13 protein-coding genes and 1 pseudogene are annotated in these 14,544 nt (G+C 33.6%); 10 read left to right on the top strand and 4 right to left on the bottom strand.

The window, feature by feature from the left end; all coding sequences use genetic code 11:
• Window positions 1–166: 166 nt before the first annotated feature.
• Window positions 167–1,000 carry an aldo/keto reductase gene (locus MMB69_RS15595; RefSeq protein ID WP_221782561.1) on the top strand — a complete coding sequence of 278 codons (834 nt, stop codon included), beginning with the start codon at window positions 167–169 and terminating at the stop codon, window positions 998–1,000.
• Window positions 1,001–1,322: 322 nt separating this feature from the next.
• On the opposite strand, the gene MMB69_RS15590 is transcribed toward MMB69_RS15595, so the two are convergent.
• Window positions 1,323–1,628: a hypothetical protein gene (locus MMB69_RS15590; protein WP_221782563.1), complete on the bottom strand. Its 306-nt coding sequence runs from the start codon at window positions 1,626–1,628 to the stop codon at window positions 1,323–1,325.
• Window positions 1,629–2,056: 428 nt separating this feature from the next.
• Complete coding sequence (locus MMB69_RS15585; RefSeq protein WP_221782565.1) at window positions 2,057–2,239, bottom strand: aspartyl-phosphate phosphatase Spo0E family protein; 183 nt, start codon at window positions 2,237–2,239, stop codon at window positions 2,057–2,059.
• Window positions 2,240–2,807: 568 nt separating this feature from the next.
• On the opposite strand from MMB69_RS15585, the gene nfsA reads away from it, so the two are divergent.
• The 5 genes from nfsA to MMB69_RS15560 all read left to right on the top strand — a co-directional run bounded on the left by nfsA (window position 2,808) and on the right by MMB69_RS15560 (window position 9,167).
• Complete coding sequence (gene nfsA / locus MMB69_RS15580; RefSeq protein ID WP_098383280.1) at window positions 2,808–3,548, top strand: oxygen-insensitive NADPH nitroreductase; 741 nt, start codon at window positions 2,808–2,810, stop codon at window positions 3,546–3,548.
• Between the two features lie 404 nt (window positions 3,549–3,952).
• Window positions 3,953–4,960, top strand: a complete 1,008-nt coding sequence (locus MMB69_RS15575) for a LacI family DNA-binding transcriptional regulator (RefSeq protein WP_098383279.1) — start codon at window positions 3,953–3,955, stop codon at window positions 4,958–4,960.
• A gap of 802 nt (window positions 4,961–5,762) precedes the next feature.
• Entirely contained in the window at window positions 5,763–6,782 is a 1,020-nt protein-coding gene (locus tag MMB69_RS15570) for a Gfo/Idh/MocA family oxidoreductase (protein ID WP_221782569.1), read from the top strand.
• A 146-nt stretch (window positions 6,783–6,928) separates the two neighbouring features.
• On the top strand, window positions 6,929–7,771 hold the full coding sequence (locus MMB69_RS15565; RefSeq protein WP_221782571.1) for a sugar phosphate isomerase/epimerase family protein: 843 nt from the start codon (window positions 6,929–6,931) through the stop codon (window positions 7,769–7,771).
• Between the two features lie 52 nt (window positions 7,772–7,823).
• Window positions 7,824–9,167, top strand: coding sequence for a sugar porter family MFS transporter (locus MMB69_RS15560; protein WP_098383276.1), 1,344 nt, complete (start codon window positions 7,824–7,826; stop codon window positions 9,165–9,167).
• A gap of 131 nt (window positions 9,168–9,298) precedes the next feature.
• Here MMB69_RS15560 and MMB69_RS15555 read toward each other — a convergent pair whose 3' ends face one another.
• The gene (locus tag MMB69_RS15555) at window positions 9,299–9,658 is read right to left on the bottom strand and encodes a winged helix-turn-helix transcriptional regulator (protein WP_098383275.1); all 360 of its coding nucleotides are present in this window, start codon (window positions 9,656–9,658) and stop codon (window positions 9,299–9,301) included.
• Between the two features lie 225 nt (window positions 9,659–9,883).
• Here MMB69_RS15555 and MMB69_RS15550 point away from each other — a divergent pair, with 225 nt between their 5' ends.
• The gene (locus MMB69_RS15550; RefSeq protein WP_221782573.1) at window positions 9,884–10,618 is read left to right on the top strand and encodes an NADPH-dependent F420 reductase; all 735 of its coding nucleotides are present in this window, start codon (window positions 9,884–9,886) and stop codon (window positions 10,616–10,618) included.
• Between the two features lie 720 nt (window positions 10,619–11,338).
• On the opposite strand, the pseudogene MMB69_RS15545 reads toward MMB69_RS15550, so the two are convergent.
• A pseudogene (locus MMB69_RS15545) lies at window positions 11,339–11,533 on the bottom strand (MerR family transcriptional regulator); the annotation flags it as partial.
• Window positions 11,534–12,449: 916 nt separating this feature from the next.
• Here MMB69_RS15545 and MMB69_RS15540 point away from each other — a divergent pair.
• The 3 genes from MMB69_RS15540 (at window position 12,450) to MMB69_RS15530 (ending at window position 14,402) form a co-directional block, all read left to right on the top strand.
• Window positions 12,450–13,070, top strand: coding sequence for a recombinase family protein (locus MMB69_RS15540; RefSeq protein WP_221782575.1), 621 nt, complete (start codon window positions 12,450–12,452; stop codon window positions 13,068–13,070).
• Between the two features lie 33 nt (window positions 13,071–13,103).
• Window positions 13,104–13,769 (top strand): FAD-binding oxidoreductase, encoded by a 666-nt coding sequence (locus MMB69_RS15535; protein ID WP_221782577.1) that lies wholly within the window; start codon window positions 13,104–13,106, stop codon window positions 13,767–13,769.
• A gap of 249 nt (window positions 13,770–14,018) precedes the next feature.
• Window positions 14,019–14,402, top strand: a complete 384-nt coding sequence (locus tag MMB69_RS15530) for a hypothetical protein (protein ID WP_277447966.1) — start codon at window positions 14,019–14,021, stop codon at window positions 14,400–14,402.
• The last annotated feature ends 142 nt before the right edge of the window (window positions 14,403–14,544 follow it).

The following is a 14,544-nucleotide window of genomic DNA, read 5'->3' as shown; positions in this document are numbered from 1 at the left end:
ATAAAAAGATTAATCCTGATTAAGACATATCCACTAACTAATTATTCCAATTAGTTAGTGGTCAATTTAGGTGTGCTTAGGAAATGGAATTTGTGAATTTATTTATAAAGAATAGCAAAAGATATTATAGCTATAATCTGGACTCTAAGTAAAAGGAGAAGATTGTATGGGTACCAATGAGACAATTCTATATAACGGAGTGAGAATGCCCTGGATTGGATTAGGAGTATGGACTGAAGCGAGAGAAGATGCGACAGAAGCGATAAAGTTCGCTATCAAAAACGGTTATAGAAGTATAGATACTGCATCTGCATATGCAAATGAGGAACAAGTTGGAAGAGCAGTCAAAGAATCTGAAATTAAACGAGAAGATATCTTTATAGCTACCAAAGTAGCTAATACCGATCAAGGCTATGAATCAACATTGAAAGCTTTTGAAAAGAGTTTAGAGCTTTTAAAGATGGATTATATCGATCTATATTTAATACACTGGCCTATTGAAGGAAAATCTTTGGAGACTTGGAAGGCTCTTGAGACATTATATAAAGAAAAGAAAGTAAGAGCTATCGGCGTAAGTAATTTTCAGATTAATCATTTAGAGGAGTTAATGAATCAAGCAGATGTTAAGCCCATGGTTAATCAGGTAGAATATCATCCTAACTTGACTCGTCCAGAACTTAGAGAATATTGTATAAAGCATGGAATTCAAATGGAAGCATGGTCTCCATTGATGAGGGGCCAGTTAAATGAACATGAAGTTTTAAAAGAAATAGCACTTAAGTATAAGAAATCAGTTGCTCAAGTTATTCTACGCTGGAATATTCAAGGTAATGTAGTGACAATTCCAAAGTCATTTAATGAAAAACGAATAATAGAGAATTGGTTGATTTTTGATTTTGAATTAACAGATAAAGAAATGGAAGTTATCTTTGCGCTAAATCAAGATAAGCATTTACCGCCCCCTGATTTAAGTAAATTCCGAAATAATATAAAAAATTAGGAAATCCTCTAAAAAGGAAATATTGATTTTTCATCATAAATAAAAGATCAATATTGAGCCATATTATTTATACACAGATACAGTTTTTAAGAAAAGTCTACCTCTGACAAACCAGGTAAGCTTTTTTAATACATAAGCTGTATATAATATGAGCAAACTACTTGAGGAGTCTTTTAAGACTCCACTTACAATCTAATATTTATCAGTAGAAAAAGCTATCTTCATCAAAGATAGCTTTTTTGCCTTATAGTTAACATAAAACATTTTATCGGCACAAATAAAGGGCCTGAGAATATAAACTCTCCCATGCCCTTTATTTCGTTTAAGCCTCTCCTTGTACCTGATCCTTTATCATGACTCCAAATAAAGCAATGAAGTTTAACACAACTAGAAATCCATAATAAATTCCAAGTCCATCAAAAAATAGAGAGAGAATAGGAAATATAATAGATTCTAAGCCAAATAACATAATAATAATCCCAAATCCTTTAGCAAGCTGCTTTTCATTCTTAGGTGTAAACATCTTTCCATATCCAGCAATAAAAGTAGTTCTTCCTTTCCTCCATACAAGCTGCCCTACATAAATAATCAAGCAACTTAAGATACATACCAACAATACTTTCAACATTAAGAAAACACCTTCTTCCTAAACAAGAATCTCATTTTATATGTAACATTTTACCATATTATTATATTTAATAACATGAATATCATATGCAGAGCTAGTTAACATAAAGTCTCTTTCCGGAACCAAGCAAGCAAAAGAACCCTTGCGGCAGTAGGGTTCAGCTAAGGATTCTTTTGCTTGAGTATGCGTCTTTTTATACATCGTTGATATGACTACGTTCTTTAGGTAGTTGAAAGAAACGAGAATGTATAAAAAGAGCTCCTTTTATACATATGCAGCAGCAAGAAAAATATAAATGAATTGGAAAATTATGATACAATTTGATGGTTATGGCATTCATTCTTCAACGAGTGTGAATCCTAAAAAGCAACCTCACTCCTATGACAAAAATGAGGTTGCTTTTACTTTTGGTATATTAAGAACAAAAACTAATCAGTTGAAGTAATCTTCTTTAATTCATTCAACAATTCATCAATTAATTGACTGATTAGAATTGTATTATGGCTAGTAAATCCTTCTTCTAATCCTACTTTAACCATAAGTTCTCTTGCTGCCTCTATATCTACAAGTAAAGCCTTCCTTAAAGTACTGTTATATCTATATCTTTGCAATTATGTAGTCACCTATCCCTCTAACTTGTAAGTCTTTGTTTAACAATAACTGGATTTTTACCGTATAACAATAATTGTTCCTGTAAAAGCCGATTAAGAGCATAGAATGAGGGTTTTAGGGTTTAAATAGTTATGTTTTTATACTTAATACATATTTTGATTCACGAACTTATGGAAAATAGTGAGTTCATAAAAGTGTACTTTTACGGACGTTTTGATAGGAATTTCTTAACGCTATAAACCTATATTTCCTTACGGTATTCCAATAACAGAGACAAATAAAACTCTTTTGAAGTTAGCGAGTATGACCATACGTCGTGTCATCCATCTATGAAGTCTCTTGAAAAATCATCTCTACATAAATTAGACGTCTTTAGCTCCTTTTACTACTGTTAAGTACAAAAAATCGTACTAGGGCAATAAAAATTGCCCTCTTCATAAATAAGAGTAATGATTTTATCATTGTCTATGCAAGTGATTTCTTTGAAAATAGTCCCAATTCAAATCGATAATCATAACAAAATTAGATGTAAATTTAATATTTAGGAAAGAAAGGAAGAATATCATTATGAATAATACAATTGAATTACTTTCTAATCATACCTCTATTCGTTCTTTTACAGATCAACCTTTGACAGAGGAACAACGAGATGCAATCTTTAAGGCAGCTAATCAAACTTCATCTTTCAGCCTTCTACAGGCCGTTTCTATCATTAGGGTTACAAATCCAGATCTTCGAAAACAAGTGATGCAACTCTCTGTCAATCAACCGTATATTGAAGAGGCAGCAGAGTTTTGGATTTTTTGTGCAGATTTTAACCGAAATCATCAAATAGCTCCCAAAGTAGACCTGGACTATATTGAATACCTTTTGATAGGTTCATTTGATGCTGGGCTCATGGCTCAAAACGCCTTAACTGCAGCCGAATCAATGGGACTCGGTGGTGTCTATATCGGTGGAGTAAGAGCTAATATTGCAGAATTAACCGAGGTATTAAATTTGCCAAAGTATGTGGTTCCTCTAGTAGGGCTATGCATAGGCCATCCGGCAGGAGAGAAACCTGGACTAAAACCACGTTTGCCTCAATCAATGGTCATGTTTGACAATCAGTATCAACCATTAGATGAAGAAAAATTAGAAATTTATGACCAACAGATGCGTGAGTATTACCAGGATCGTCCTGTTAAAGCTCCTTTCACAGTAAAGAAAGTAAAGGGATGGAAAGATCATATTGAGGATCATCTTGAAAGAAGTAAACTGCCTTTTATGCTTAATTATTTAAACAAACAAGGGTTTGCTAAAAAATAAACTTTTACAATTTGCGTAAAATACACGAGATTACGGATTATTGATCACTTTTTAATGATAGCTGGAATAGAACTGACTTACATTAAAGTAATATATTTATTTTTCATAAAACAATATTTAAAGGTAAACAAAGAGCGTAAACCCAATAAATAAAGAAGGGTTTACGCTCTTTGTTCTAATATTTTTTATATAAATTAGCATTTCTGCTTACATATACAAAGATATTCTTCAGCTTAAAATTAATATTATGTTTATTAGGTTTGTATCACATACGAATAAGTATTAATACCTAAAGATAAAAAAGACTATTACAAGTAATAAACTTAATTTGGTAATCATTTCGCCTATAATTAAAATAAGTTAAAATAAATGTATGATGTGTTAAGAGAAAAGAGGGAAAGGGAATGAAACCAACAATATATGATGTAGCAAAAGAAGCTGGTGTATCCATTTCAACCGTTTCTAAAGTATTAAATAATACAGGGAGTATTGCAGAGAAAACCAGAAAAAAGGTTAGGGATACCATGCACCAATTAGACTATCAACCTAGTGTGGTAGCGTCCGTCAAAAAGCGTATTCAAACTATTGGGCTTTTGATACCTAATATTGCAAATCCTTTCATGGCAGAGATAGCAAGGGGTATTGAAAATCATGTTAAGAAGTTCGGTTTTAGTTTAATGATTTGTAGTACGGACAATGATTTAAAAAATGAGATCGAATACATCTCTATATTAAAACAAAAGTATATAGATGGTATTATAATTGCTACCGGATTAAAAGAGGATAAAGCCATTAAGGAGCTCCTTAAGGCTGACATTCCAGTTGCATTACTTTCGAGGGATGTATCTTCGCTTGCTGTGGATGCAGTATTAGTAGATGATTTTCTGGGAGGGTATGAGGCTACAGAATACTTAATAAGTTTAGGACATAAAAGAATTGCAATGATTACTGAAGACATTAAGTTTCCAACGATAGGAGCAAGATTTGAGGGATATAAGCAAGCTCTCGAGAAAGCAGGATTGCCATATGAGGAAAGTTTAGTGTCTCTCAATAATACTTCACTTGATGAAGGAAAGCAGTCTACACGTGAACTTCTACATTTGTCTATTCCCCCGACAGCTATTTTTGCCTCAACCGAATTTCTTGCGATTGGAGCAATACAAGGTGCGCGTGAACTTAAGATAAAAGTTCCGCAAGATCTATCAATTATTGGGTTTGACGACACGGTCCTATCGACAATTTGTGATCCTCCTTTAACTACTATAGCTCAACCTATTCATGAAATGAGTAAGAAGGTTGTTGAACTATTGATAGAGGAGATTGAAGATTCGAAGGAGACGAAGCAACGAATCGTTTTATCTCCAAAATTAGTGGTTCGTGCATCTACCTCTCATAATAAAACGAATACATGAATGTAAATAAGATAATTAAACCTTGTAGTAATTAATACCGTTATTAAAGCTTAAAGTTAGATATTTATGTATTGAATAATCAATTTTTAGAAGTAAAAAAGGCTACACATCTTGCTTTGAAGCTGTGTAGCCTTTTTTGCTATCTTTTTTAAAAAGAAGAAAATCAATAATCTTAAATCATAAGAACATTTATATATCTTCTAAAATATCTATAGCGAATTTAACTTGTTAGAGATGGTCTTGTGCTTCATTAATTCAACTAACAACGTATTAATCTATTCACTATATGTCTTTACGCTTCTCTAAAATCTTCGTTTGATATAGGTAAAATATTGCTAATTATTCTATATAATAAAATTCATTCTACGCAAAAAATATAGTTATTTATGGACAATCCATTTAAAGCTTTCCTCTTAACTTTATTAATCTATCATGGTAACTACTTATTGATTTTAAGGAAATTCCGAAAGGAAAGAACTTTCCTTATTTTCAGAAGTACTTGTATGGATTTTACTAACACTTATAAAAAACATACAGTTATTTTACTATTGTTAAGATGCTTAGGAAAGACATTTAATCTAGAAAACCAGTCATAAGGTATAGAATCATGTTATTATTTAAATTTTTAAAAAATTATTGACAATAAAAAAACTAGAGGATAAACTCATTATCAAGGAAAGAGCTTTCCTTTTTTGTTAGCTTGCTAATCATAACATGGTAGGTTAAACCAAAATATGAAAGCGCTACAAAAAAAGAATAGCAAGAAGATAGTAACTTTATTTAGTCTTAAGGGGGAAGAAAGATGAAAGAAGTTAGAATTGGTCTGGTTGGTGCAGGGCGTATGGGAAGTTTTCATGGAAGAACAGTGGCTCGTAAAATCTATGGGGCAAAGCTTAACGCGATTGCTGATCCAGTTTCAGGAGCTACTGAAAGACTTGCAAAAGAACTCGGAGTGTCAAAGGCATATACAGATCCAAAGGAAATGTTCCAAGATCCACATATTGATGCAGTAGTTATTGCAGCTCCTGCTCGTTCACATGCAGATCTTGTTGTAGCTGCTGCTAATGCAGGGAAAGCAGTTTTCTGTGAAAAACCAATGGCAATTACCCTAGAAGAAGCAGATAGAGCCATATTGGCAGCAGAGGAAGCAAACGTTCCCTTACAAGTAGGCTTTAATCGTCGTTTTGCTTCAGATTTTAGAGCTGCTTATAACGATATTGTAGAAGGTAAAATTGGAACTCCACAGTTATTGAGATCATTGACACGTGATCCGGGATTAGGGGATCCTACTCCAATTCCAGAATGGACGATATTCTTAGAAACGCTCATTCATGATTTTGATGCTCTGCTCTATTTAAATCCAGGTGCAGAACCGATTGAAGTTTATGCAGTAGCTGATGCACTTGTACGTCCAGATTTTAAAGATAAAGGTCTCCTTGATACTGCGGTTGTTAACATCCGTTTTGATAACGGAGCAATTGCAACAGCTGAAGCAAATTTCCAAGCAGTTTATGGATATGATGTTCGCGGTGAAGTATTTGGTTCAGCTGGAATGGTGACAGCTGGAGGTGTTCAACAAACAAATACGATTCGCTACACTGCGGAAGGAATAAGTAGCGATACATACCGAAGAGACACTGAATTATTACATGATGCTTATGTCTCAGAACTCACTTCTTTTGTAGAATGTGTGCGTAATGAGAGTACCCCTTATGTAACAGGTAAAGATGCTCGCAGAGCTCTTTCAATTGCACTTGCTTGTATTGAATCTGTTAAGACAAATGCACCAGTGAAAATGAAGGAAAGTGTACAGTTGATTTAATTAAACTATCTCAATTACAAAATTCCTATTTTATCTGACCTAAAAAGAAAGCGATATCATTATGGATTTGATTCTTCTTTTTAGGTTTAGATTCCTGAAATGTATCACTTCTAAAATAAATCAAATGTGTAAAAAGGAGAATAGAAATGAAATTTTCAATTTGTAGTTGGACTTTTGGAGATATTCCTTTAGAAAAGACAATGGAGTTTGTTGCAAAAACTGGGTATGACGCAATAGAAATTAGAGCTGCAGTAGATGACTATAACTGGCGCGATATTAAACAATTAGCGAGAAATTTAGATCTAGAAATAAGTGGTTTGACAGGTGATACTGGTTGGCCAAACGAAGAACAAGATTTAGCCAATCGAAGCGAAGATAACCGAAAAAAAGCAGTCTCATACTTTGAAAGGCAAATCGAAGCTGTTAAGGAGGTAGGAGCAGAATATTTAGTTGTTTGTCCTTCTGCGGTTGGAAAAACGGCTCCAATGGGCGCGGATGGAGAGGACTGGAAATGGGCGATTGATTCTGTACAAAAATTAACGAAAAAAGCAGAGGAATTAAATATTACTCTTGTAATAGAGCCTTTAAACAGATATGAGAGTTGCATTGTTAATACAGGAACCGAGGCTATAAAATTTGTGAGAGAAGTTAATCACCCTAAAGTGAAAATGTTGTTGGATTCCTACCATATGAACATTGAAGAGCGAGATCTTGAATTTCCTTTTTTAGATGCACAGGATAACCTGCACATTCTTCATGTAGCTGATAGCAATCGAAGAAGTATGGGGCGTGGACTCATCGACTTTAAGCCATTTATCTCAGGGATAAAAAGGATAAACTTTGACGGATATGTTGTAGTAGAAGCAACAGCTCCCGGTTCAAATCCTTTTCAAGCGAATAAAGGAGCCAACATGAATAAGATTTATACGTTCGCCGAAGAAAGTTTATCGTTCTTACAAAATAACTTCATACCTGTAAAACAACTCTAAATAGTATTTCTTTGCTAAAAAAGATTCAACTAAAGGGGCGGATGGGTGGACCATGAATAAACAAAAAATGTATAGGTGGGTAATTTATTGTTTTGGTGCTTTAGGTGGGCTTTTATTTGGTTATGATACAGGGGTTATTTCAGGTGCTCTTCTTTTTATAAAGAAAGACATGGGGCTAACACCTTTTCTTGAGGGGTTAGTGGTAAGTGGCGTTTTAATTGGGGCCCTTATAGGCGCAGCTTTTAGTGGACCTGTAGCCGATAAATATGGAAGAAAGAAAACAATCATTATCCTAGGTGTACTATTTACGATTGGCGCAATTGGAACAGCTATTTCTCCTAATGTACATACTTTAATTGCGTTTCGTATTGAACTGGGAATAGCAGTTGGAGGAGCTTCAGGTATTGTTCCTCTATACTTAGCTGAAATGGCTCCAGCAAATATTCGCGGTAAGGTCTCTTCGTTAAACACGATTATGAATGCTCTTGGCATTTTTATGGCCTACCTTGTAAACTACATGTTTGCAGCTTCAGAAAACTGGCATTGGATGCTAGGATTAGCCGTTATTCCCTCTGTTTTATTGATGCTAGGAATGTTCTTTATGCCTGAAAGCCCAAGATGGCTTTGGCAGAATGTAGGTGAAGATGAAGCACGTAAAGTGCTATCTCTAACAAGGTATTCACACCAAGTAGAAGAAGAAATAAGAAGTATTATGCAGGTAAAGGCTGAAAAAAAGGTAAATTTAAAGCTGCTCTTTGCACCTGGATTACGTTCTATTTTATTTATTGGAATCGGCATTGCTGTATTTCAACAGATCATCGGAACCAATACAATTATCTACTATACACCAACGATTCTAAGTACAGCTGGATTCGGTTCTACAGCAGCGATTGCAGGAACAATAGGTATTGGAGTTTTTAATATATTGTTTACGATTCTTGGAATGCTCCTTATTGATAAAATTGGCCGTAAAAAGCTATTGTTAATTGGAAACATCGGTATGACAATTGCGCTGGGTACACTGGGAGTTGGAATGGTCTGGGTTGAAGTGCCGGTATGGTTGTTACTTACTTGCCTTTCCTTGTTTATTGTAGCCTATTCAGCAAGTTGGGGTATGGTCGTATGGGTCATTCTTGGTGAAATCTTCCCTATGAATGTGCGTGGCATAGCAATGGGGGTAGCAAGTACAGCTTTATGGCTTTCAAATATCGTCATCTCGATGTCATTCCCAGTACTTGTAGAGGCTGTTGGAGTAGGAGTCCTTTTCTTAACATATGCAGTTATTGGAGTTTTTGCTTTCCTCTTTGTTATGAAATATGTTCCTGAGACAAAAGGTCGAACGTTAGAAGAAATTGAACTAGAAATAGCATTTAAAAATAAACAAGCTGTAAGTTAACGTTATCTCCTGCTTAGAATTTAGTGCTTGTAATCTTAAAAGTTTTTTAATAAAAAGGGCTCATTCTTATAGCTAAAAAGAGAAATGAACCCTTTTTTATTAAATAAATTATTTAACTCCTGCTTATTACTCTACTCAGGTTTCTCCCCGAATTTTTTCCCGAAGTTCTCCATCATATCAAGTATCGGGATAAATTCACGCCCTTTAGTTGTTAAGGAATATTCTACACGTGGAGGTACCTCAGGAAAAACCTCTCGTTTAATTAGTCCATCTGTTTCTAGTTCTCTTAACTGTTTGGTCAGAGAACCTTGTGAAATATCCCATAAAAAAGCTTTAATTTCACTATAACGACGTTCTTTTGTTTTTAAGAACCAAAGGATAATATACTTCCAGCGTCCTGAAAGTATATTTTGGGTATAAGCTATGCCATATACTTCTCTTTCTTCCCTTATCCACTCTTCATCAAATCCATCCTTGCATATTCTTGACATCTTTTCACCTGCTTTCTACCCTTAAGTACAAAAAAATGTACTACGGCAATTTTTATTGCCTACTTTAAAAAAGTGAGAAATGATTTTATTCTAGTATATGTAACAAAGATACTCAATACATTTTTAATTTCTAATGAATATATGTTTATGGTTTGATAACCATACGATTGTGTAACTTTAAGCAGAATAATTCTTTTATATATAAATTCTTGAGGAGGAATTGTAATGAGATTTGGAATTATAGGCGCAGGATCAATTGGATCCATTATTTCTGAAAAATTAGTTAAGAACGGCCATAATATCAAAATTGCAGATGCAAGGGGAATTGAACATTTAGAAGGAAAAGAACTTGCTGGAACTCCTGTGCCCGTAGAGGATGCAATTAAAGATATTGAAGTTCTTATAATATCTCTTCCTACAAAAGCAATACCAAGCATTCGGAACATTATCAATCAAGTCGGGGAGGAAGTAATCATTGTAGATACTTCAAATTACTATCCTTTTAGAGACGATAAAATTGAAGAAATCGAGAACGGAATGGTTGAAAGTGTTTGGGTTTCAAATCAATTAGGTAGACCTGTCATTAAAGCTTTCAACAACTTATTAGCCTATACTTTAGAAAATGAAGGAACATGCGAAGATTCTAGTGGACGAATTGCGATGGCAGTTGCTGGTAATGACTCAGCACAAAAACAAGTAGTCATGGACGTAGTAAACGAGCTAGGCTTCGATTTAGTAGACAGTGGTTCTTTAAGTGACTCTTGGAGACAACAGCCAGGAACTCCTGCTTACTGCACAGAGCTAACGAGAGATGAACTCACGAAAGCGTTGAAAAAAGCAAATAAAGAAAAAGCACCATTACTACGCGACAAAGTAATAGAAAATTTTACGCAAGAAAAGGATGTTGAATTCTCACATAAGGATGTTGTGAATCTAAACAGAGAAATATATAATTCATAAAACAAAAGGTGCACTCAGTTAGAGTGTACCTTTTTGATTGGAATAACCACATTTACTTCTAACTTTTAATGGATTATGGTAATCTTCTTTTACTTTCATAAATGTATTGAAATCCATATAAGAGAAAAGCCTTGTAAAAGAAATAAAGGAAGAATTGAAATGCATTAAATCGAACTAATTTAAATAATTTTATCTTTGTAAATAAAGTTTTAGCTAAAAATGAAAAAGATATTTGGAAAAGGGCATTTAGAATAATAAACTTTTTGAAATTTCCGTATGTCCATTTTAATGACCATAAAGCAACTGCAAGCATTGGACCAATTTTCATTATAAATAAAGGAATTTGGTTTATTATAAAAAGACCACCATTTAAATTTCTTTCCAATAGGAACATCAATACAATTTATTAAAAACACAAAGATAAAAGCCGGGAAAAATCTTTTTATACTTCGCCAGTCCAAAAAAGATATTGATATCCAAGAGAATAATACCATTACACCATTAAATAACCACTTGTTTTTCATTGACATATTTAAACTTCCTTTTATTTCTTTTTAATTTAGAATTTCTTTTTTTGAAAGGAAATATGCGTATCAAACGTACCTTATATATACAGATATATACAGTTATAGAATTACCTTAAACAGCAACCTCACTCCAATGCCCTTGGGGATGAGGCTGCTGTTTATTTTGGATATTATAATACCTTCTCTAAGAAAAGTCTTTACGCATTTCTCGTGTTCGAACACCATCTTCAATTTTTTCTGCAATGTCCATTAATCTTTCAATATCGGAAAAGGAATACATTCGGGTACCTGAAGAGTTTCGTTTTGGGAAAATAAGCTCTCGAGTTTCATAATAACGAACTTGTCTTTCTGATAAACCTGTCATTTCAGTAACGATTTTTATAGTCATAACTTTCTCATCTAAATACGGATGATTATTAGTCAAGAATATCCTCTCCTACTTCCATTCTTTATCAGTATTTATGTTATTAACTTTTAGGTTGTATATAGAAATGTAGTTTATTAAATATCCCATGTTATAAGCACTCTTTGGTAAAAGGGGATTGGGTTCCTATAAGTCACATTAAGGTAACTGATTTTGGAAAGCGAGTTTTCAAAAATCAATAATAATAAAAAAACGAAAGCTTCTAGATTACTGAAACTTGCATTGAGTCATTCATATATGTAAAACCAAAGTTAATTCCTTCACAGGGCGTTTTTCTTCATATTCAAAACATATAGCTGGTGTTTTTCTTGATAAAAATAGTGAATTTTTTACCTAATGAACAAATTATGGCTTTAAGAGGACTATGTAACCAAGCTTGTTATTTCTTTTATCCCAACTATTTAATATCGTGTAAAATATAGTGCTATGACTAATGAAATAGGTTAATACGGTGTAACTAGTTTAAATCTGATAAATAAAAAGACTTGCTTTAGATAAAAAGCAAGTTAAGAGAAGGATAATCACTTTGGTGATTCCATTATAATCCAGTAACTATAATGAAGTATTAAAATATAGTTAAAAACTGATTAAAAGTAAATTAATTCATAAAAAGTATTAATTAACCTTTTAGTTTAAGTTAAAGTAATTTCAATAATTCAAAGAAAATCCTTAACTTCATTTCTTTAGCATTTTAGAATAGAATCACATTAAAAGTCCGTAAAAGTATACCTTTACGGACTTATATTTGGTATATAAAATCTATCATTTTTATTGTTCGTTTAAGTTTCAAAATAAATTACGAACGTCTTCCGAAATTCATAAACTTTTACGAACGTCTTTGGTAAAATAAAAGGAAGAGAAACGTAAAAGGAGTATAAAAATGGAAAATAGAAGATTTGGATATATACGTGTAAGCAGTCGAGATCAAAATGAAGGGCGCCAACTTCACTCCATGCAAAAAGTGGGTATTTCTCCTCGTGATATTTTTATCGACAAACAAAGTGGAAAAAATTTTAATAGAGAACAGTATCAATTACTAAAACGAATGATTCGTAAAGGTGATATTCTTTATATTCATTCTTTAGATCGTTTCGGTCGTAATAAAGAAGAAATCTTACAAGAGTGGAATGCGATCACAAAAGAGGTTGAGGCGGACATTGTCGTCTTGGATATGCCGTTGTTAGATACGACTCAGTATAAGGATAGTTTAGGAACCTTCATTGCCGATTTAGTTCTTCAAATTTTATCTTGGATGGCTCAAGAAGAACGAGATCGTATTCGCAAGCGCCAGCGAGAGGGAATTGATGCTGCGGTGACTAAGGGAATTTCTTTTGGACGACCCAAAGCTCAAGTCAACGAAGAGTTCATTGAAGCTTATAATCGATGGAAGAAAAAAGAAATTACAGCTGTACAAGCTATGAAAGAAGCGAATGTAAAAAAGACAACATTTTATAAATTAGTAAAGCAATATGAGAGTACTTTAGAAAAGGTCAATGTATAGTAGAAGAAACTTACCGAAAAGAAGATTTTGTGTATGAAATTAAAAGCTTCCTCTTTAGCAGCAAATGTTCGGGGAGAAAAGTACACGCATATTCGTCACTATAGCCTTTCTGAAGCCCCTGGAAAGGATTATTATCGAATCAGTGTAAAACGAGAAGATGCACATGACGGTGCTTCAGCAGGAATCGTGTCAAACTATTTACATAAACAAGTTCAGACAGGAGATACTCTTAAGTTCTCAGCTCCCGCTGGAGATTTTGTACTTGATCACAGTGAACTTCCCGTTGTGCTAATTAGTGGAGGTATAGGTATTACACCTTTGCTTAGTATGCTGAATACCATTGTAGAAAAACAACCTACACGTAAGGTTACCTTTCTTCATGCAAGTATTAATGGGAAAACGCATGCTTTTAAAGAACATGTGGCTCAACTAAATAGAAATAACGAAAATGTTACCTCCTTCATCTGTTATAGCTCGCCTAATGAAGGGGATCGACTTGGCACTGATTTTGATAAAGAGGGTTATATTGATTTAGAATTGTTACAATCCGTTGTTCCTTCAAAAGAAGCTGTCTTTTATTTCTGCGGATCCATTCCGTTTATGGAAGCTATTCTTAAAGCACTACATAGATGGGATATACCAAACGAACGTATTCATTACGAGGTATTTAGCCCTGTAGCCATTTTAGGAGAAAAATAAAGAAGTAATTGTTACCAGTAAACGGAAAATGTTTGATTAAAACACACGTCCTGTTTAAATAAATACGCTGTAAAAAAGCACTCATAAGCGTGCTTTTTTACTTTGCCCTAAGGAATGATTCTACAAACGATGATGATACATATAAGTATTTCTACACTCTCTGCGTACAAAAAACTGGAAAAAATTCTCTTCGGTAATTTATAATAATAGAAAACTATGTCGAATCCTAACTATTGGAGAGATTACTATATGAGAAGACTACTTCCTTTTATAATTTTTACCATTTACTGCATTCCATATGTTTATTTATCTATGCGAAAAGATTTTGAGGATGATTCAAAGGTAAGCTATATAATCATGGCCATAGTTACACTAGCACTGTCTTATGTAAGTGGGCTTATTAGAGCGGATTTATCACTTATTTTAGGAAATATAATTTCTTTTAGTACTTCATATTTTTATAATGCATTAAGGCTGCCTGATTCTAAATGGGAGAAATATTTTTCGCCCTTTAATTCTGTCGAACAAGTAGTACTGATAAGCCTTGCGGCGCTTGTGCTGCAGGTGATTATTTATACACTTGCTAGAAAACGAGCTAAGAGATACATTCGTAACGCTATGATTTCAAAATAGCAAAAAAGAGAGTTAGTCATTTGATGGGCTAGACTCTTCAGGTGACTAGCTGAAAGAAGGGGGAAAAAGAAATTTATTCTGTATGAGAAGATGAAATGATTAAAAACATTGAAAAGAATTCTCTTGCGGTCAAACTAGGCGG

Source organism: Priestia sp. P5, assembly GCF_029522155.1.
Lineage (GTDB): Bacteria > Bacillota > Bacilli > Bacillales > Bacillaceae_H > Priestia > Priestia megaterium_E.
The sequence above is the reverse complement of the archived record's forward strand: the minus strand, read 5'-3'. Positions and strand labels throughout refer to the sequence as shown.